The following is a 19312-nucleotide window of genomic DNA, read 5'->3' as shown; positions in this document are numbered from 1 at the left end:
TGGAGCATAAAAGGTGCGGGTGTTATCGGTAGGAGATCACGCAATGGAGATCGATGAAGACAAGATAGACGACGCGGTCCTCGCGCTGCTTTACCTGACGCTCGACCGCAACGGCCGAGCATGGAAGGGACACGACTGGGGTGCGATGAACCGGCTCTACGAGAAGGGCCTTATCGGCAATCCGGTCAACAAGGCAAAATCGGTTTGGCTTACCGACGAGGGGATTGCTCGCTCTGAGCAGCTCTTCCGAGAGATGTTCGCAAAAGGGGAAGGGCGGTAGTCGGCTGATGATGGAAGCAAGACCCTTGAATAAGCCGCCTTTCCGATCGGTGCGCTGCGGCCGGACTCGGCTTACGCTTCGCGATATCGCGGTGCAGATCGCGATAGAGGAAGGGGCCTGATGCGGCCGGTCGGTCGACGCTGATCAGGGAGCGTTCCGATCAGGCGCCTCGCGCTGGTCCAGTGTCAGTTGCAGGAAGGCCAGGTCGAGCCATTTGCCGAACTTGGCGCCGACCTGTTTCAGGTTGCCGGTCTGTTCGAAGCCCAGCTTCTCATGCAGCCGGATCGAGGCATCATTGCCAGCCTCGATCCCGGCCACCATCACATGCTTGCCGAGGGCGCAGGCACGCTCGATCAGCACCAGCATCAGGGCGCGGCCGATCCCGACACCACGCTGGTCGCCGCGCACATAGACGGAATGCTCGACGGTATGGCGATAGCCGTCGAAGGCCCGCCAGTCGCCGAAGGAGGCGTAGCCCAGCACCTGGCCATTTTCGTCCACCGCCACCAGCACCGGATAACCGGCCTTGCGGCGATCCGCGAGCCAGGTCATGCGATTGGCGTCGTCGACCTGCGTCTCGTTCCAGATCGCCGTCGTATGGGCGACGGCATCGTTGTAGATCGCGGTGATCCCGTCGATGTCGCGTTGTTCGGCGTCGCGGATGTCCATGCCGTCCCTCGGAGTGTAGAATGCTGCCGTAACTGTCCGTCTACTCTGTCGGAGCCCTCATTGCATCCCCGGCCTTGCCGACGACAGAGCATTGCCAGCAGAAACCAGACCATATGCGGAGAATTCGACATTGCGTCGGCACATAGGGCCCATACCTGTCTGGCGCGGCGGGACGCGCGGGGTGCGCAAAACAGGGATATGACATAGTCCATGCTTGCGTTGGTGTGCCTGACGGCCAATCGTCCCGCTGCAATATCCGCCTCCACCAGGGATTCCGGCAGGACGCCGCGCGCCCGCCCGGCAAGGCAATGCGCCCTGATATAGGCCGCCATGCCGTGGGGCACCTCATCGGTTGCCGGCAAGGGAATGCGGCTGGCTTCCCACATCCGGCCGATATAGGTCAGGGGATGCGGGACATGCAGGGGCAGCACCGCATCCCCGGCCTCGGGCGGTTCCACGACCACCAGCCGGTCGGTTGCGATATCGGCTGGCTGGAACACGGTGAAATCCTCGTCGATGGGAACCTGGGGGTGGCGCGTGACGATGGCGAGATCGGTATCGGATCGGACCAGCAACCGCGCCGCAGTGTCGTGATTGGCGATGCGGGGCGCGAAATGGATGCCGGACATCCCATGCGAGAGCCGTTCCCGGAACCGCGGAAACACTGCCACTGTAGCGCTATGTGGCATGACGATGGAAATACCGCCCTCACTTGGACTCCAGGGTGCCGAGCCGCCCCTGAAGGCGTCGATCTCGAAAAGGACCTGCCGGGCCTTCGGCACGAAATCCTCCCCCGCCGGGGTCAGGGAAACCGGGCGGCTGCGCCGGTCGATCAGGATGCGGCCGAGATAGGTTTCCAGGGATCGCAGCCGTTTGCTGAGGTTCGATTGCGTCGTATTCCGCCGATCCGCGGCCAGTGTCAAATTCAGCGTTTCCGCAACGCAGAGGAAATCGCGCAACTGCTCGATATTCATGGGTCCGCCGCTCCTTGCCTCAGGGCAAGAGGCACCTGTCGGGATGTCCCGTCAAGGCAGCTTCAATCCAGCGCGCCGTCCGACGCGAACAGAACCCTCAACAGGCCTTCACGCGCCACCGCGCCGGGCGATGCGTCCGGGCGTTCTGCGAACCAGACCAAGCGGGCAAAGACGATCCGGCGGTCGTCCCGTTCCGCCCATCCGACATACCAGCCGAATGGCTGGCCTTGCAGCAATTCGCCGTCGGACCCGAAGGGCAGCCCCGCGCCCGTCTTGCCGTAGACGTGCCAGCCGCCGGGCCGCTCCCCGGTATCCATTAGCGCCTTCGTCTGCTCGACGGCGGGGGCGGAGACCGGCAAATCGCCCCCGATCATGCGGGTCAGGAACGCGACTTGCTCCGCGGGCGAAATCTGCAGGGAGGAACTCAGCCAGGCATTGGTCAGGCCGTTGCCCTTGTCGCTGTCGCCCGAAAGGTCCTTGTTGCCGTAGTCGAATGCATCGACATAGGCCGCGAACCGTTCCGCCCCCAGCCGCTCGGTGGCGCGCTGCGAATACCACACGACCGAATCCCGCATCCAGCTTTCCGGCGTCGTCGCCTGCCTCCATTGGGGGTTCCAGTCGGCGTAACCTTCCTTGAAGGGCCATTCCGGTTCTCCCGGTGCGGCGAAGATCCCGGCGTCAAATGCCATCAAGCTGATCGCCACCTTGAAGGTCGATGCGGGCGAGATCCGCTCGTCGCAGTTTCCCTCATGCAGAAGCGGCTCCGCCGATCCGGCTTCGACGGCGAGGGTGCAGACCACGCGCTCCTCGGCGGCAACGGGCATGGCGAGCGCCAGAACGGACGCCGCGACGAAGATCAACTTGCTCATGGGATTATTCCTTTCCTGCCTTGTCCGTGCATACCTTCCGGTCGGGGCCATGGTCCAAGTCATCTTCCGACTGGTGGCGTCGAGATCTGGAATGATGCGATTCCGTATGCGGTCGCCCGGCTCGATCAACGTGCAGACCCGTGGCGTCTCGGATGCCGGCACATCGACAAGCCGGCGCGCTTTTTTGGTCCCGAACGGGGGAATCTCGTAGAAGTAGATCAGGCATTGAAGTGGCCCACGCCGGACGAGCGCGTCGAAACAGGCTGGAAATTCATATCTGGTTGGAGGCGGCCCGAGTTGCGAGGTATCGGATTCCCGGCCCGCTTGCCCAGACGCAGGGCTTGCGGCAGGGTGTACCAACAGCGATGAACTTTTATCATCGTCTCTTGCGAGCCCTGCAGAATGGATACAGGCATGATTTTTCAACAGCTGGCCCGTGCGACCTGTGCGGCGATGCTCATGATTCTGGCCGCCTGCGAGGCGCCGAACGCAACCGGCGCAGAAGGAAGCGCGATGCCCGCCCATATGGACACCATCCGTGGCACGGTAACGTGGCGCGAGCGCATGGCCCTGCCGCCCGAGGCCCGGATCGAGGTTTCGTTGGTCGATGTATCCCTGGCGGATGCGCCCTCGACCACGATTGCGGTGACGGAAATCCGGCCGCAAGGGCAGGTTCCGGTACCGTATGCGCTTTCCTACGATCCGGGACGGATCGAGGACAGGCACAGCTATGCCCTGCAGGCGCGGATTACCTCCGGCGACGAGTTGCTGTTCATCACCACGACCATGAATCCCATATTGACCGGCGGGGCGGACAATACCGAACTCGTGCTGGAGCGGGTCGGCGGCTGAAATAGCCGACGGGTGCCGGCGTCCGGGCGGCTGAGGCATCGAGAGGCTCAGGCTTGTCGGGTGTCGAATGCAGGAGGAAGGGGTATTGATGCTTCCGGCTTCGATGCGGCGGGATCGGATCGGCGCTCGCATGATGCCTCGGCCCCATTGGCATTCCGGCGCCGCCCCGGCTAATCTTGCAGCCAAACCTGATGTCGCGGATGCTCCGCGACCCTATTCAAGGAAGGATCGGCCAGATGAAACCGAAGTTGATCGCCGCCGCCATGCTGTCGGTGGCCGCCGTCACCCTTGCCGCCTGCGAAGAGGGAGCGCAGCAGGCCGAGGCTGCGCCGGGAGTCTGTCGCCCGGATGCCGCCGAGGCCTTGGCGGGCAAGGATCGGCTGACCGACGAACAGGCCATGCAGCTGACCGGCGCCACCATCGTGCGCCAGATCCAGCCCGGGCAGGGCGTGACGATGGATTATCGCCAGGAGCGCGTGACGGTGGAAACCGATCCGGCGACCGGCAAGATCCTTCGCGCGAGCTGCGGCTAGCCAAGGGCTGCAGCAGATAGCTGTTATAGGTCATCTGCTCGGTAAGGCCCCGGATCAGCGGCCGGACCAGCACGGCATGGAGCGTCGGCGCCAGCGGCAACCGCGAGGACCGAGCGCGCGACCAGCTCACCGCCGGGCCGTATGCCGGCATGCCGGCCCGGAGCCGGTACTCGATGGCGGGCAGGGGGGCTCCCGATCGTCCCCCCGCGCCTGGAAGGGCCTTCACTCATGGTTTTCCCGGTCGTTACGGGCCTGGGCAGGCCGCGCCCCGGTCTACGCCTCGCGATCCTTGCGGCGCTGCGTACCGCTCCGGTGGGTAATCGCCATCAGCACCGATGGTTCCCTGAGCCGCAGCCGATGCCAACTGCCCGCTGGCACGACCTGGCCGGTCCTCGGCGTCAGTTCGACCGTGCGGAGGCCGCTGGCATTCTCGATATCAAGCTCCAGCCTGCCGGAACAGAGGATCAGCAACTCATCGCCACCGGGATGCATCTCCCAATAGTCCGGGTGAACATCCTCGGGCCGTTCGGCGGAAAAGACGGCGAGTGTCTTTCCCTCCGCCGGACCTCCGCCGGACGCCAGCGAAACCGGGCGTATTCGCGGTCCATCCTCAAGATGCAGATGGAAGCGGCTCAGGTCGAGAGCGGAATTCGTATCGGTCATGGCGTTTCTTCCTTTCCGGCCGCAGTGTCCGCGACCTTGCTTGCGTTGACGCCTGGAATATGTGACGAATTCCTCATGTTTTGTATTCGCATTCCCGTTCAGGACGGGAGGACGGTGCAGATGGATGTGAATCCACGGAAAATTCCGCGCCAAAGCCGGGCGCAGGCCACGATTCGCGCCATCATCGAGGCGACCGCTCAGGTTCTGGCGCATGCCGGGTTCGAGCGGATGACCACCGCGATGGTGGCGGAGCGGGCAGGGGTCAGCATCGGCTCGCTCTACCAGTACTATCCGAACAAGCAGGCGCTGGCGGCCGCGGTGGTCGATCATTACGGCGAGATCTTTGCTGCGCGTTTCGCCCAGGCGATTGCGGCAGGACCAGGCGATACGCTGGCCCGGACGGTCGACGCGCTTGTCGCGACCGCTTTCGAGAGCCACCCGCACGATCCACGGCTCCACAAGGTGCTGATCGAGATTGCGCCACGCGTCGGTCGTGGCGATCACAGGAAGGCGTTCAGCGCCCGGATCGCGGCACTGATCGAGACCCGGTTGCGGCGCCATGCGGGCGAACTGGCCGCCGATCTCGATCCCTCGGAGGCAGCGGTGATGCTGGAAGCCCTGCTGGAAACCGCCGCCCACCGCGCGCTCGAGCAGCATCCCGCCAGCCTGTCGACAGCGAGATTTGCAGGCGAGTGTCGGAGGATGGTCATGGCCTACCTCACATGCCCGGCGGGGCGCTCCTGAGGGAAGCTTTCATGGTGGCCGCCCACTCGCGAGCAGCCCCTTGCCGCGGTGCGCCCCCCGCCGCGGCCATGCGGATATGCCGGACGCAAGCGGCCAGCCCTGATCAGCCGGCAGCTTCCGTGACCCCGAACGCCTGCCGGAAACCGATCCTGCCTGCCGGGGTGATCTCCAGCGCCCTCGTTCCGGCGCGGCGCCGCACCCAGCCCCGATCCAGGGCATGGGTGCAGATGGCGGCGCCCAGAGCCCCGGCCAGATGCGGGCGGCGCTCGCTCCAGTCCAGGCAGGGACGGCAGAGCGGGCGGCGGCCGTGCATGTCGCGATCCGCCGCCAGAATGCCGAGGGCCTGCATCCTGGCCCGGCCGGCCTCGGTGAGGGCCGCGGCATCGCCGGCGATCTCGACCGCGCCGTTGGCCTGCAGCGCATCGGCGATGCCGACGCCCAATCGACCGGCCAGGTGGTCGTAGCAGGTGCGGGCATGGCGCAGCGCCGCCTCCTTCGGGCCGGTGCGGGGCGGGGACAGCACGAGACCGCCGGCGATCTGCATCACGCTTTCGATCATCCGCGCGACCTCGGGGCTGGCGAGGCGGTGATAGCGGTGGCGGCCCTGCTTCTCGGCGGCGACCAGCCCCACGGCCGCCAGCCGCGAGAGATGACCGCTGGCGGTCTGCGGCGTGATCGCGGCGACCTCGGCCAGTTCGGTCGCGATCAGCGCCCGGCCATCCATCAGCGCGGCCAGCATGGCGGCGCGGGCAGGCTCGCCCACGGCGGCGGCGACCTCGGCGATGCGGTTCGATGTGGCCATGGCGATCCCTCCGGCTGCCGGCATCCTAGCGCGGAAATGCGGGGAATGCTTCGGCCTTTACCGAAGCATCGCCGGCGGGTTCGCGGCCATAAGCGGCAGGACATCATCGAGAGCGTCCCATGACCCTGCCTGCATCCCCCGCCCCACCTTTCTTCGGCTGGGATGTCGTCGCCGCAACTTTCCTGCTGGCCGCTTTCGGCTGGGGCGTCGGCTTCTACGGCCCGCCGGTATTCCTCTATGCCGTCGTGGCGCGGACCGGCTGGCCGGTGCCGATGGTCTCGGCGGCGGTGACGATGCATTTCCTGATTGGGGCGGTCGTCGTCGCCAATCTGCCGCGCCTGTATCGGCGCTTTGGCGTGCCGGTGGTGACGGTGCTGGGCGCCGTGCTGCTGGCGCTTGGCATCGCAGGCTGGGCGCTGGCGGTCGAACCCTGGCAGCTGCTCGCGGCCGCGCTGGCCAGCGGCGCCGGCTGGGTCGCGATGGGGGCCGCCGCCGTGAATGCGCTGATCGCGCCCTGGTTCATCCTGCGCCGACCCGCCGCGCTCGGCATGGCCTATAACGGCGCGAGCCTGGGCGGGGTGATCTTCTCGCCGCGGTGGATCGCGCTGATCGCGGGCATCGGCTTTCTGCCGGCGGCCCTGGCCGTCGGTGGCGTCATGGTGGCCGTGGTCGCGACCCTGTCGGTGCTGGTGTTCCGGCACACGCCCGAAAGCATGGGGCAACGCCCGGATGGCGTGGAGGGGGCCGATCCCCGGCCACGAGCGCCGCGAGGCGGTTCGCCCGCGCGCCGCCGGTTCTTTGCCGACGGCAAGTTCGTGACGCTGGCCGCCGGCATGATGCTGGGGCTGTTTGCCCAGATCGGGTTGCTCGCGCATCTGTTCTCGCTGCTGGTGCCGGTGCTGGGCGAGGGCATGGCGGGGCTGGCGATGGGCGGCGCGACGCTCGCCGCGATCCTCGGGCGTTCGGTGGTGGGCTGGATGATGCCGGTCTCGGCCGACCGCCGCCTGGTCGCCTGTGCCAGCTACGGCGTGCAGGTGGCCGGATCGCTGCTGTTCCTGCTGGCGGCGGGCGAAGGCGGGGCATGGCTGATCCTTGGCATCGCGCTCTTCGGGTTGGGGATCGGCAATGCCACCTCGCTGCCGCCGCTGATCGCGCAGCAGGGGTTCACCCCGGCGGAGGTGGCCCGCGTGGTGCCGCTGATCGTCGCCATGGGCCAGGCCGGCCATGCCTTCGCGCCGGCGGCGTTCGGCCTGCTGCGCGGGGATGGCATGATCGACGGATCCGGTTCCGCGCTGCTGTTCGCCTGCGCTGCGGCGATACAACTGGCCGCGATCGGCTGCTTTCTGGCGGGGCGGGTTGGAAGGCCGGGCCGCCGGGAGCAGGGGTGACGAGGATCGAGGTCGGGACAGATGCTTCCCGCAGGACAGGCGCGCGCAGTGCATCGCACGCGGCCCTTTGCGGACTTTCGACCACCCTCGGCAGCGACGTCCGCTTAGCAACCCGATCTCGGTCATTCAACGGCCCGACGCTAACCCTGAAAGCCGACGTTTGTTCATGCAGCAAGGACGGCAACGACCTGCAGAGCAGCGACCTGTCCGCTCCCGGGCACTTGCAGATCCTCGTTCAAGAGATTGCTACGGCAGCTAACTGGGAAGGGACTAGCGCGCGATAGGCTTGTGCATCATATACTCTGCCGCGTTGGTCGAAGCAAAGAAGGTAAAATGGTCCAGTCGTCGCTAGTCTCGGACCTCATAGGCCGCCTGCTTTCCGTCAAGACCCAAGCGTCCATGGTGTCGCTGCTTCGCACGGAGGCACGCCCTCCCGCGACAAAGGCGCTTTCGGCGGATGTTAAGGCGCACATCTCGGTGCTCGCGGGGCACCTGACTGAAAAGCGGCCGCGCGAGGCGATAGCGACCGCTATGGCGATGATCTTCCTCGACCCCGACCACGCCATTTCCTGCATGCGGCGCAATGGCGTGCTACGCGCGTCGCGATACGGATACAGGGGATTCCTAATTGGCAGGATCGCCAAGGCCGCACTCAGCATCTGCGACTTTCTCCCCATATCGCCGCCCCGCGTTGCTTACCTTGAATCAGTCCACGCGCTGTCGCGCGTCGCGGGAAACGCACTGAAACTGAAACAGGGGATTGAGTCGACTGTGCGGGCGCGTCGTTCCGTGGTGCTGAAAACCGTCTTCGTCATGGTCAACAGTCTTTTCTATCATGAATGGATTAACGACCATGAAGCCAGTTCGCTGGATGGTAAACGTTACTCGTCTGAGGAGTACGCCGAGGCTGTCTCGTTCTTATTACATACCTACGCGTCGATGTTTCCGGTCGACGGCCTCTCCTTCGTTCATGTAGACACTGAGGCCGTCGGGAAGAACGCGCTCGTCTACGAACGGCTGTTGGTCGCCGCGATTCGACTTACGAAGTTCAGGGAGGCGGAGCTGTTTATTGACGGATTGCCATACCGCGCAGACCGTGACGGGGAGGCGGTCACGATCTCCTCGATCGATCCCGACGTCGAGCGTGCGGTCCGCCTTGGCTTCATACAGCAGCGGAATCAGGCGACTATCCGACAGATCCACCTGCATGAAGAGGATCCAGCGATCTCCATCCGGAGCGTCATAGACGATGGCTTTGACCGCGGCAGCTTCGACCAACTGCTTGAGATCAATGATCAGATCGTAAGACGCTTGGTCTTGCGGCTGCCCGCGATCCCGGAAGTATTCGATGCCTTGTTCGGGCGGGACGAGCTGTTCCGCGACGAGATCCAGATGCTTCTGACGCTAGATGTCGACAACTTCGGAAGTTTCGATGACCTCATCTTTTCGATCACCGACTGCATCTCATCGATGGACGTGTTCAAGGTGCAGCGCTACTTCAACTTCATAAGTTGCGCGTACCAGCGCAGGCTGGCGGACCTCCAGGACCCAGCCGAGCGCGGAACGTTGACTCTGACTTCGACGCTCTTGGTTATCCCGCACGATGCGATTGTGGAGCAGATGCGGCTGATCTTCGGCGACGAGGACAAGGCGCGTGAGATCATCAAGCTGTTGAAGATGGATCCCAGAGATCAGCATCTCGATCTCCAATACCGTCCGTTCGTAGATGTCGGTGGCTACTACGTGATTGCCCCGCATGTGGTGGCGGCCTCCAACCTCGTCCGCAACATGATCGTCGCCAACCGCCTTAGGTCGGCCGCGATCGGTCGGGCAGACCTCATGGTTCACTCTGTCACCGAGGCGCTCCGCTCCGCAGGTTTCGAGGTCGAAAGTGACTTGAAGGTAAAGATCGCCGGACAGAATTTGGAACTGGATATCGTCGCAAGACGCGAAGACGTGCTCATACTTCTCGAATGCAAAAATGCTTATCACCCAGTGTCTGTACATGAGATGCGGAACAGCTGGGACCACATCCGCAGCGCCAGAAAGCAGCTCGACAAGCGACGTGACGTTCTTGCGAAGCCCGCGAACCAGTCGCAGCTATTCCAGAGGCTCGGCTGGGAGGTCGGTTCAAGGTGCGCGGTTCACACCGGCATCGTCATTGCGAACCGGGTATTCCACGGAGCTAGTCTCAACGGGCACCCGATCCGGCAAGCGCACGAACTCATCAACGTGCTGACAAGCGGGCGGATCGCTGCCAAAGATGAAAGCCTGTCGTTCTGGCTTGGGGCTGATTTCCAAACCGCCGATCTCACTGCCTATCTCGGCCCCAAGTCCATCGCCTCCGAGCAGTTGGCGGCGCTCGACGCGCGCCAGTGGTGCTACTCAATGGGATCCCGCGATCTCGTTTTCTCGTCCTACATCCTCGACATGGTCAAGTGGGACCAGGAATTGCGGGAGCGATATGGACCGCCAGTAAAAGAAGGTCGCCGGCGAAGCTTGAGGTAGACACCTCTAGCTAAGCTCTGCGGCCTGCCATACACTCAGAAGTCCGTCGAGATGATCGTGCAGTTCGGGCGGGCGGAGAGGAGCCGGGGGTGCGGAGTTCTATCGGCTGTGGCGGTGCCGGCACGCGGCAAGGCAACATTTTGGACGCACCGACTTCGACCGATCTCGCGATGAAACGAGGGAGGAAGCTGTTCTTTCAGGTTGAAAACGCGGTCGGTACATGGGACTAATTCAGGACTTGAACGCACCCCGAGGCCCGATCAATGCAGCAAATTGAAGTTAACGTTGAAAATGACCATATTCAGCGAATTACTACTGCGAAACCTCTGGCAGCCATTTCGGAACTCATCTGGAATGCCTACGATGCGGATGCGCGCGAAGTAAAGGTTGAGTTAGAAGCGGGTCAGCTAACAAAGCTCGGCGTCATTCGAGTTGTCGACGATGGAATCGGCATTCCCGCCGACGAGGTCGAAAAATTCTTTAAATCATTGGGTGGATCTTGGAAGAAGCGTGCAATTAAGACCGATGGTGGTAGGGCAATTCATGGAGAAAAGGGGCAAGGACGCTTCAAGGCATTCGCACTCGGCGAGCGTGTAACGTGGGTTTCCTATCATGCCGGCAAGAAATTCTCGATCAGTGGTGAAAAATCGGATCTGAAGCGCTTCACAATTTCAGATACAATCCCGTCTTCAAGCACAGGCTGCACTGTGGAAATCGAGAATGTGGTTCGAGATTTTGAAATATGGTCGGCAGACGGGTTCGCCGAGCATGTTCGGGATGTGTTCGCGCTCCAGCTCTACGAGGACCCTGCTTTCCGTATCATCTATGACGGAGAAGAAATCGACGCACGAGACGCAATTCGTGACGTGACGCCTTATGAAATTTCAGCGACCACCGAAGATGGGCATGAGTACAAAGCCACGCTCGACATCATTGAATGGAAAAAGAAGGTCGAGCGGAAGCTAGGGTCAGGATTCATAACCAATAAATGACGGTTGCCGCGAGCGCGATGGCCGAGAGGAAGACCTTCGGGCATCTGTCGTATCGGGTTGCCACGCGCCGCCAGTCCTTGAGCCTGCCAAACATGATCTCGATGCGGTTGCGCCGCTTGTATCGGCGCTTGTCGTATTTGACCGGTGTCTTGCGCTGCTTTCGGCCGGGGATGCAGGCTCGTATCCCCTTGTCCTGCAAGGCTTCCCGGAACCAGTCGGCGTCATAGCCGCGATCCCCGAGCAGCCAATCGACCTTTGGGAGGCTGCTGAGCAACGCCCGCGCCCCGATGTAGTCGCTGACCTGCCCTGCGGTGACGAACAGGTCGAGCGGTCGGCCCTGGCTGTCACAGATGGCATGCAGCTTCGTGTTCATGCCGCCCTTGGTCCGGCCGACGAGGCGTCCACGCCCCCCTTTTTCACGGCCAAGCTGGTCGCGGTGCGGTGCGCTTTCAGATAGGTCGCGTCGATCATCACGGTCTTTTCCTCGCCGTGGTCGGCGGCCAGCCCGATCATCATCCTGGCGAAAATGCCTTTCTCGCTCCAACGCTTCCACCGGCTGTAGAGCGTCTTGTGCGGCCCATACTCCCTGGGGGCATCTCGCCAGCGCAAACCATTGCGATTGATGAAGATAATCCCGCTTAGAACACGCTTGTCATCGACGCGTGGCTTGCCGTGCGACTTCGGGAAGAAAGGGGCAAGCTTGGTCATCTGCTCGTCGGTCAGCCAGTACAGGTCGCTCATGTCACCGCTCCGTTTTCCGAGCCGTGAATCACGTAGCACACTGAAAATCAATGCATCCTGACCCTAATGCTTTGCCTACCCGGCCGTTTCAGTTTCCACGAAATGGCTCCGGGAATTCATGCACGTGGCTTTGACTTCACCACATACTTGACCGCAGACCATTTTCAGGACCTTGCGGACGATAATACAGAAGGGCTGGTAGAGCTCGATCCGCCGTCCATGGCACTTGTCGAGGCGGCGAAAGCCAAGTTACGCGAGCACTTTCGTGAGCGCGAAGCGGCGCGCTCACGTGGAAAAATTCAAGAATGGAAAGACGCAAAGATCTATCCCTATGAAGGGAGAACGTCTGATCCCATCGAGATAAACGAAAGACAAGTATTTGATGTCGTCGCATTGAATTTGGCCGACTACAGCCCTGATTTCGATAGGGCCCCGTCCAAGCAGCAAAAGCTGATCCTTCAGCTCGTCAAGGCAGCTATTGAAACCGGACCAGGTGCCCTGCCTGCAATTCTGGAGAGTGTCGTAGACCTTCCCAAGGCGAAGCAGGAGGAGCTGGCAGACCTTCTTCGAAAAACTTCGCTTACAGCTGTTATCAATGCCGCAAAAGCTGTCACCGATCGCCTCGAGTTTTTGCGAGCCCTGCAAATTCTGGTTTTTGACCCACGGTCCAAACGTCAGCTGCTCGAACGGTCGCAGCTTCACCGGATTATTGCACAAGAGACATGGATTTTCGGAGAAAAGTTCAACCTGATGAACGACGACGAGGATCTGTCCGCGGTATTGCGAAGCCATATCGAATTGCTGGGGAGTGACAGTGACGTTGGCACTGCTCGGGATACACTCGCGCCAAATGCACCAGTTCTCGACGCCGAAGGCAAAGCCGCTATTGTTGATTTGATGCTGTCTTGCCGGATGCCTACGGCCACCGACGAAGAGCGCAAACACCTTGTCATAGAACTAAAGCGCCCAAGTCAGAGCCTCAATGAAGACGTCATCAACCAAATCAAGAAGTACGCAAAGGCCGTGGCGCTTGATGACCGCTTCAAGCACTCGAACGTGGAATGGGACTTCGTCGCGGTTGCAAACCGCTTCACAAAAGACGCAGAGTTCGAGGCGCGGCAAAAAGACAAGCCTCGTGGATTGGTCCTCGAAATCGATGACCCGATCAAGATCCGTGTTTGGGCCAAGACTTGGGGAGAGATCATCCAGGAGGCCGAAGGGCGTTTGACTTTTTACAAGCGCCGCTTGGAGTATCAGGCCAATGACAAGGAAGCTTTGCGGTATCTGCGCACGATCAACGCAGACTACCTGAGTGAAGAGGTCAAGGAACGAATTTCGGCCCTTGATGCAGAAGAAGGCGTGGCGGCGGAGTAGGCTTCGGGCAGAGCTTTGTTCAGCTGTACCAGGACCTATCGTCGAAATGATGGGCAACCAAAGTCAACTTGGTAGGCTTTTCAACTGGCGCTTCGAACCTCAGCCAGAATGGAAAATCGTGCTGGATTTCCGCTGTGTCGTGTTTAGAGCCATAGTGTAAGATGACATTTGCGACACCTGAAAAGCGCACAGCGATCACCCGTGAACGCAATGCTTCAACTTCGATTTCGGCATCGTCGATCCAAGGGTCGATTTCGTATCCTTTGCCTGCCAGAATATCGATATTGTCGAAGGTCTGCTCGATCAACGCGTCCGACATTGCGCGATAGACATCGTCCGCCAAGGCCTCTTTAACGGCGCTTCGTCCTTCAGAAAATGATACAAGGAGGCCCTCAAGCGCCACCAATGCTTCATCGATGAATGACTTGATGGTCGCCTCGTCATTTACCAGCGTGTCAGGCCGAACATGTGTTGCTTTGTTCAGGGATTCTATCGATCTGATCGCCGCGCGGTGCAAATCGTCGACGTCCAATCCTAACTGTTCAACAAATGCGTCTGATAGGCCACCCTGCGTGGAATAGATGGCCTTCTGGTGCCGTGTAACGGTCCTCGTGTTTGGTTCTTGTTTAAACCAATCGCATGCCCGTACTTCATCGTCCGGCGCATCCACATTCAGGATATGTCCAAATAGCTCTCGCAATCCAGCCGCTGCAAGATGCAATCGAACAGGATTGTTCTGATCGTTTGCGACCATGAGACTGCCCGCAAGTAAGTCGCGGGAAAACTGATCCGGAAGACGATCCTCGACTCTCACATGGTTACCCTTCTAGTTGGATCTGAGCAATATCATTTCGTCGGCAGGGTAACCACTAATCAAGCCGTCGATTTACCGCCTGATGGATGCCTTCAACAAAATCTTTGATCAAGTCGGCTGTGTCCTGGACGAACGCCTTAGTGAATATGTCAAGTTCGTTGCCCTCATTATCGTAGCCATTCCGGTGGACGCAATCGTGGCGAAGCAACGCTGCTTTGAAGATGCTCGCCTTGTCGGAGGTAAGATCGAAAATTCGAATGCCAAGAGCAATGTTGTAAAGAATATCCACCTTCTTGAAGTTGTGGTACAAGACCTTGCGCAAGTGCGTGCGAACTTTGCGCTCGACTAGGTCTGGATCCCTCGAGACTTCGAAAAGTGTGAATTTCTCTCTCCCCAGGTCCTCGTCCTTCTCGATTAGTCGTTGCATGGCCTCCTTATCGCGCAAGACTTCATTGAGCAGAGTGTCGCCGAGATAGGCTTCCAGCGCGGTGATCTGTTGGGAAAAAATCATTCGATTGACGAGGTCATTACCACGCACGCCGCCGTGGTCTGCGAGCAAATCGCCAGTGTGATGATATGACGCCATGAAAACCTGATAAGGGTCCGCAGGCGCTTTGTAGTCGAGCCAGTCGTCGGGTTCTGGCTCGCCGTGTTCAAGACCGTAATCGAAATCCTCAATGACCTCGTGCTTGCCGGCATCGGTGATGTGATGGTTTTCGATGCCTATAGGGTATTCCCAAAGCCCCCAAGTCAGATCGCCAAGTTCCGGATGGTCGATCGTCGCCTCATAATGGATCTCAGATCCCATCGAGCGATCGTCGCCGCCAACGGCATCCCAGTCTAGGTCGTGGCTTTCTATTTCAAATACTTCGTCGGTCGACGCATGACGAATGCGCGCCACTCCTCTGCAATAAACTTCCATGTGCCCTCTGGCTAACTCGCTCTCATAAGCTTAGGCGTGGCAGAATGGTTGCGAAATTAGCGGCGGAGCGCGGAATTTCACAGTGGAAATTTAACCTCTGCGCGCTCTTGCTTCCGAGCGGGCATGGCTTTGAGTAGATCAGCGTATACATGTCTGCTTCCTGCGCTGCCCGCCCCGGCCACGGCGGGCGCACCAATCGTCAGACTACTGCGAAGTGCGGTCGTTCGTGGTGAGCACAGCGAGCTTCTGCTTCCCGCCCTTCGGTGCAAGCCGTTTTGGACGCGCTGCGCAGTGCGTTGCTACCCGGAAAAACGTCTTTAACGAGCTATCCGAGCCTCCCGGCGATGCGGAGCGCGTTAACCTCGATCAGTTCAGCGGCTTGCTCGACATATCCCGATGTGGCCCCCGGCAGGCTGGCCACGGCCCCGGCAACCGTGACACGATTGGCGACCATGGCGTCCACCAATTCCTGCACCCTTTGGCGCAGGTCGGCGGGGCGGTAGCCCATGTCCTCGGCGATGATGTCCCAGTGGCGTCCGGCCATGGCCTCGGGACGGCGGCGCTTCGCAGCAAGGTTCTGCGCGAAATACTGCGTCACATGTGGCCAGGGCAGCACTGTCGAGACATCGTAGAGCGGGGCGAGCCTTGGCTCGCCTCCGACCGGCAGCAGAATCGAGTAGTTCTTGGCATGGGCGTCGGTATTCGCGACCAGGATGTTGAAAATCACCTGGTCCAGCAGCGCCAGGGCGTCCATGGGTGGCAGCGCGCGCCCGGTGGCCAGCAGCGTCGTCAGACCGGGGCCGGCGATGGTGCGGCGCTCGTATTTCCGACCGGGCGGGATGGCGTTCGCCTGGGCGAAGTCCTCCTGGTGAACCCGCTGAAGTTGTCCCGCCCGGCCGACGCGCCGGTCATAGCGCAGCGCACAAATGGCCGTGCGCTTCCCTGTCGTCAGGATCGTCGTCTGCGCAGCTGCCATCCCGATGGTTTGGGCCAGATGCAGGCAGAACACCTCGTTTTCGGTGATGCCGGGCAGGTTCGGATTGTCGGGCTTCACGATGATGGTGGAGGGTGCGCCATTGCGTGGCACGGCCAGGACGTCACCCGGCTGCGGCAGTCGCAAAACGGGCGTGCCGTCGGGCGAGAGCACCGCAAGCGCCGATTTCTTCTGCCCGCCGGCCAGCGATTGGCGGACCCCTTCCTCGCCGACGAGAAAGGGGCGGCGGCCGAGATCCTCGAAATGCCGCTCCAGCGCCTCCTGCGGATCGGCGGTATCGTAGAGGTCGGTAAGCGGTGTCCAGGTCCAGACGTTGCGATCCGTCGGGGAACCGAACGACAGCGCACCGGCGGTATCGCCACCGATCTCAGCCAGAACGGCGAGCGTGTCTGCCTTGTCGAGTCCCAGGGACCGGGTCAGGATCTGAAGCTGTTCCTCCTCGGGCAGCAGGTTCGCGAGCCAGGGCGAAATGATCTCTGACGGATAGGGCGTGTCGGCAAGCGGCATGGTCAGGGACAGAGGGAAGGCTCCCTGGGTCGCAAGCCAGCGAGCAGCGTAGCGGAACGACAGGCTGCCATCATCGGCGACTGCCACGTCGCCGATATGGAGCGCTTCGAACCAGACGGGCACCGCGCCGCTCAACTGTAATCTCCGAGATCATAACCCTCGTCTTCGGGCGAAGGAGGTGGCTTCATCCTTGCCGCGCCCGGCGGACTTTCCAGCAGATCGGCCAAGGGAAGCCGGAGGGCCGCAGCAATCTTGCCAAGCGTCGTCAGGCGCGGATCGCGCTTTCCCGTCTCGATGAGTGAGAGGGCAGGGGCGCTGATGCCGGTCAGCCGCGCCAGTTGATGCAGGTTCAGGCCGCGCGCGAGGCGAGCCTGGCGGAGCCTTTGTCCGACCTTGGCGAGGATCTGGCTATCCTGATCTTCCATGATGCGGCGCCTTTACTGAATACGGTAAATATAAATGGTGCCGCAGGCGCAGTCAATGATTTTATCGAAAAGGGTAAATTCTTTCGCAATCATGCTGCTGACCTATGGATTTTATCTAATAAGGTAAATCCCCGGATTGCGGTCGACTGCTCTTCGAGACAGATTGCTTGCCATGCCATTGCTGGGGGATCGAACGCAATAAGGGGCTATCTGATCGCAGCGCAGTGGGGATCGGGAAAAGCTGATGGGGCGGGTCCAAGGAGGTATACCGGGCCGACCTCAGCAACTTAAGAAAGCCGTGGGCAGACCATATGTCTGGGCATGGCTATTGACAGATCGGCACATTCAGTTCCTGATTGACTTAACGGTCGCTGGTTCGAGGCTTGTCTGGTCAAACAGCATTATGGGCGGTGTGAGAGAAGTGACGAATCCGACCATTTATTGTTTTTAAACAAAGACTTCGAGCGAGTGTTGGTCTCGGTGGTTGCGTGCCCCCGCAACCACTGAAACCAACACTCCCGAGCGGATCCCGCCGGGAGTTTTGCTTTTTGTGCCGGTCTTTCCCTCCTGACGCGAAACCCATTCCAGAATGGTCGCCAGATCGCCGTGCAGGCGGGCGTAAACCTCGCCGCGGTTCGGGCCGGGGGTGAGGACGATCTTCTCGATCAGCACCCGCATCGTTGCAGCAGCCTCCTGTCGCTCCTCGGGCTGGTTCAGGGCCTCGATCAGCCGGGCGATCTTTCTGGCATAGAGCGTGGCCGCATTCGGCAGCATGTCGGGCACGTCGCGCGGCGCCTCGGCGAGCAGGGCGGCCAGTTCCTGCTTGCGGGCTTCCAGCCCACTCATCTTCTCCTTCATCGACGGATGATACATGCCGTCGGCGATCGCCTCGACGATCTGGGCGATCTGCTTCTCGATCCTGCCGAGTTCGTTCTCCCATCCGGCGGTGTTGGCGCGATGCTCGCGGTTGAGCCGGTTCAGTTCCTCGGCATAGCTGCGCACTGCTGCCTCGGCGGCCTCCGGCGTCATCAGCCGGTCTTTCAGCCCGGCCAGAACCCGGTCCTCCAGCACCTCGCGCGGGATCGTGCGGTTGTTGGTGCAGGTGCCCTTGGTGCTGTAGGTCGAGCAGGCGAAGCGGCCGGAGCCGCGAATGGCGTAAGGCCCGCCGCAGCAGCCGCAGAACACCAGACCCGAGAGCAGGGTCTTCGGCCGATGGGTGCCGTTCAGCCGGTTCTCCCGGAAATGCCGGCGGATGCCCTCGCCGACATTGTGACCTGCCCCCCGGAAGTTCCCTCGCCGTGATGTAGCGTCTGCCCAATCTGAAGGAGCAGACGAGATGAGGAAGAGCCGTTTTACCGATGAAGAGGGGACCGTGGCCCCAGTGGGGCCGCGTAAGCCCCGATGAACAGATTATCGGGATGATCAAGGAACAGGCGGCTGGTTTGCCCACGTCCGAGCTTTGTCGGAAGCATGGGCTGAGCCCCGCGACATTCTACAAGCTGAAGGCGAAATATGGCGGCATGGACCTGTCCGACGCCAAGCGGCTGAAGCAGCTTGAGGACGAGAATGCGAAGCTCAAGCGCCTGCTGGCCGATGCCATGCTTGACAACGTGGTGCTGAAGGATCTGCTGGGAAAGCCTTGACGACGCTGGTGCAACGGCGGGACGCGGTGCTGCGGGCGCTGAGGGATCATCCGATCTCTCAACGTCGCGCCTGCGTTCTGATCGGTGTCGATCCGAAGACGGTGCGGCGCAAGCGGCCGCCCGACAACCCGGAGATCCGTGAGGAGATGCACAAGATCGCCGAGCAGCGCCGCCGCTTCGGCTATCGGCGCGTGGGCATCATGCTGGAGCGCAAGGGCATGGTCATGAACGAGATCGGAGCCCGTAAAGCAAACGATCCGGGGGATCGTTTGTAGGGCGAAGGGCTCTACCGGATTTACCGGGAGGAAGGTCTGTCGGTGCGGCGCAGGCGCGGTCGCAAGCGGGCGCGTGGCAGTCGGACCCCCATGCCAGTGCCGTTGCTGCCGAACCAGCGGTGGTCGCTGGACTTCCTGGCCGACACGTTCGGGGCCTGCCGCAGGTTCCGCATTCTGGCCGTGAACGACGATTGCTGCCGCGAAAACCTCGCCTTGATCGCCGACACCAGCATCTCGGGGGCCAGGGTGGCGCGGGAACTGGATGCGCTGGTCAGGATCTACGGCAAGCCGGCCTGTGTCGTCAGTGATCGACGAGGATCAGAAAACGATCCGGGGGGGGCTG

19 protein-coding genes and 1 pseudogene are annotated in these 19312 nt (G+C 61.5%); 9 read left to right on the top strand and 11 right to left on the bottom strand.

Going from position 1 to position 19312, the window contains the following annotated elements; translation table 11 throughout:
* The first annotated feature begins 43 nt into the window (after positions 1 to 43).
* A complete protein-coding gene (locus KF941_RS07055) occupies positions 44 to 280 on the top strand; it encodes a DUF6429 family protein (protein ID WP_214272932.1) in 237 nt (78 codons plus the stop codon).
* 144 nt (positions 281 to 424) lie between these two features.
* On the opposite strand, the gene KF941_RS27905 is transcribed toward KF941_RS07055, so the two are convergent.
* From KF941_RS27905 to blaOXA, 3 genes are all read right to left on the bottom strand, one after another.
* Positions 425 to 943 (bottom strand): N-acetyltransferase family protein, encoded by a 519-nt coding sequence (locus tag KF941_RS27905; RefSeq protein ID WP_346428992.1) that lies wholly within the window; start codon positions 941 to 943, stop codon positions 425 to 427.
* Positions 829 to 1923: a LysR family transcriptional regulator gene (locus KF941_RS28535; protein ID WP_214272931.1), complete on the bottom strand. Its 1095-nt coding sequence runs from the start codon at positions 1921 to 1923 to the stop codon at positions 829 to 831. The genes KF941_RS27905 and KF941_RS28535 overlap by 115 nt, the downstream gene beginning before the upstream one ends.
* Positions 1924 to 1985: 62 nt before the next feature.
* Complete coding sequence (gene blaOXA / locus KF941_RS07045) at positions 1986 to 2792, bottom strand: class D beta-lactamase (protein WP_214272930.1); 807 nt, start codon at positions 2790 to 2792, stop codon at positions 1986 to 1988.
* 414 nt (positions 2793 to 3206) lie between these two features.
* Here blaOXA and KF941_RS07040 point away from each other — a divergent pair, with 414 nt between their 5' ends.
* Entirely contained in the window at positions 3207 to 3644 is a 438-nt protein-coding gene (locus KF941_RS07040) for a YbaY family lipoprotein (RefSeq protein WP_214272929.1), read from the top strand.
* A gap of 236 nt (positions 3645 to 3880) precedes the next feature.
* Positions 3881 to 4177 carry an I78 family peptidase inhibitor gene (locus tag KF941_RS07035; protein WP_214272928.1) on the top strand — a complete coding sequence of 99 codons (297 nt, stop codon included), beginning with the start codon at positions 3881 to 3883 and terminating at the stop codon, positions 4175 to 4177.
* A 273-nt stretch (positions 4178 to 4450) separates the two neighbouring features.
* On the opposite strand, the gene KF941_RS07030 is transcribed toward KF941_RS07035, so the two are convergent.
* Positions 4451 to 4840, bottom strand: a complete 390-nt coding sequence (locus tag KF941_RS07030; protein ID WP_214272927.1) for a cupin domain-containing protein — start codon at positions 4838 to 4840, stop codon at positions 4451 to 4453.
* Between the two features lie 120 nt (positions 4841 to 4960).
* Here KF941_RS07030 and KF941_RS07025 point away from each other — a divergent pair, with 120 nt between their 5' ends.
* Positions 4961 to 5584 carry a TetR/AcrR family transcriptional regulator gene (locus KF941_RS07025; RefSeq protein WP_214272926.1) on the top strand — a complete coding sequence of 208 codons (624 nt, stop codon included), beginning with the start codon at positions 4961 to 4963 and terminating at the stop codon, positions 5582 to 5584.
* A 103-nt stretch (positions 5585 to 5687) separates the two neighbouring features.
* Here the strand turns inward: KF941_RS07025 and KF941_RS07020 are convergent, their stop codons facing one another.
* Complete coding sequence (locus KF941_RS07020) at positions 5688 to 6386, bottom strand: helix-turn-helix domain-containing protein (RefSeq protein WP_214272925.1); 699 nt, start codon at positions 6384 to 6386, stop codon at positions 5688 to 5690.
* 119 nt (positions 6387 to 6505) lie between these two features.
* On the opposite strand from KF941_RS07020, the gene KF941_RS07015 reads away from it, so the two are divergent.
* The 3 genes from KF941_RS07015 (at position 6506) to KF941_RS07005 (ending at position 11274) form a co-directional block, all read left to right on the top strand.
* Positions 6506 to 7774 carry an MFS transporter gene (locus tag KF941_RS07015; RefSeq protein ID WP_214272924.1) on the top strand — a complete coding sequence of 423 codons (1269 nt, stop codon included), beginning with the start codon at positions 6506 to 6508 and terminating at the stop codon, positions 7772 to 7774.
* A 333-nt stretch (positions 7775 to 8107) separates the two neighbouring features.
* Complete coding sequence (locus KF941_RS07010) at positions 8108 to 10282, top strand: hypothetical protein (RefSeq protein ID WP_214272923.1); 2175 nt, start codon at positions 8108 to 8110, stop codon at positions 10280 to 10282.
* Positions 10283 to 10545: 263 nt separating this feature from the next.
* Positions 10546 to 11274, top strand: coding sequence for an ATP-binding protein (locus KF941_RS07005; protein ID WP_214272922.1), 729 nt, complete (start codon positions 10546 to 10548; stop codon positions 11272 to 11274).
* Here the strand turns inward: KF941_RS07005 and KF941_RS07000 are convergent.
* Positions 11258 to 12015, bottom strand: a protein-coding gene (locus KF941_RS07000) for an IS5-like element IS1248A family transposase (RefSeq protein WP_114669439.1) whose coding sequence is annotated in 2 segments (ribosomal slippage) — positions 11258 to 11694 and positions 11694 to 12015 — 759 coding nt in all. Because the reading frame shifts where the segments join, the coding sequence is not laid out codon by codon here. The two genes, KF941_RS07005 and KF941_RS07000, sit on opposite strands and share 17 nt — an antisense overlap.
* A 147-nt stretch (positions 12016 to 12162) precedes the next feature.
* On the opposite strand from KF941_RS07000, the gene KF941_RS06995 reads away from it, so the two are divergent.
* The gene (locus tag KF941_RS06995; protein ID WP_214272921.1) at positions 12163 to 13389 is read left to right on the top strand and encodes a hypothetical protein; all 1227 of its coding nucleotides are present in this window, start codon (positions 12163 to 12165) and stop codon (positions 13387 to 13389) included.
* A 19-nt stretch (positions 13390 to 13408) separates the two neighbouring features.
* Here the strand turns inward: KF941_RS06995 and KF941_RS28530 are convergent, their stop codons facing one another.
* The 5 genes from KF941_RS28530 to KF941_RS06970 all read right to left on the bottom strand — a co-directional run bounded on the left by KF941_RS28530 (position 13409) and on the right by KF941_RS06970 (position 18239).
* Positions 13409 to 14203, bottom strand: a complete 795-nt coding sequence (locus KF941_RS28530) for a hypothetical protein (RefSeq protein ID WP_214272920.1) — start codon at positions 14201 to 14203, stop codon at positions 13409 to 13411.
* Between the two features lie 55 nt (positions 14204 to 14258).
* A complete protein-coding gene (locus KF941_RS06985) occupies positions 14259 to 15125 on the bottom strand; it encodes a hypothetical protein (RefSeq protein ID WP_214272919.1) in 867 nt (288 codons plus the stop codon).
* A 325-nt stretch (positions 15126 to 15450) separates the two neighbouring features.
* Entirely contained in the window at positions 15451 to 16761 is a 1311-nt protein-coding gene (locus KF941_RS06980; protein ID WP_214272918.1) for a HipA domain-containing protein, read from the bottom strand.
* On the bottom strand, positions 16758 to 17051 hold the full coding sequence (locus tag KF941_RS06975; protein ID WP_214272917.1) for a helix-turn-helix transcriptional regulator: 294 nt from the start codon (positions 17049 to 17051) through the stop codon (positions 16758 to 16760). The genes KF941_RS06980 and KF941_RS06975 overlap by 4 nt, the downstream gene beginning before the upstream one ends.
* Before the next feature lie 447 nt (positions 17052 to 17498).
* A complete protein-coding gene (locus KF941_RS06970) occupies positions 17499 to 18239 on the bottom strand; it encodes a zinc ribbon domain-containing protein (protein ID WP_240540373.1) in 741 nt (246 codons plus the stop codon).
* Between the two features lie 170 nt (positions 18240 to 18409).
* Between KF941_RS06970 and KF941_RS06965 the strand changes: the two are divergent.
* Positions 18410 to 19293: pseudogene (locus tag KF941_RS06965) on the top strand (transposase); the annotation flags it as partial.
* Positions 19294 to 19312: the final 19 nt, after the last annotated feature.

The sequence above is a fragment of the Paracoccus sp. pheM1 genome, assembly GCF_018499825.1.
GTDB lineage: Bacteria > Pseudomonadota > Alphaproteobacteria > Rhodobacterales > Rhodobacteraceae > Paracoccus > Paracoccus versutus.
This window is presented reverse-complemented; position numbering and strand designations above follow the sequence as displayed.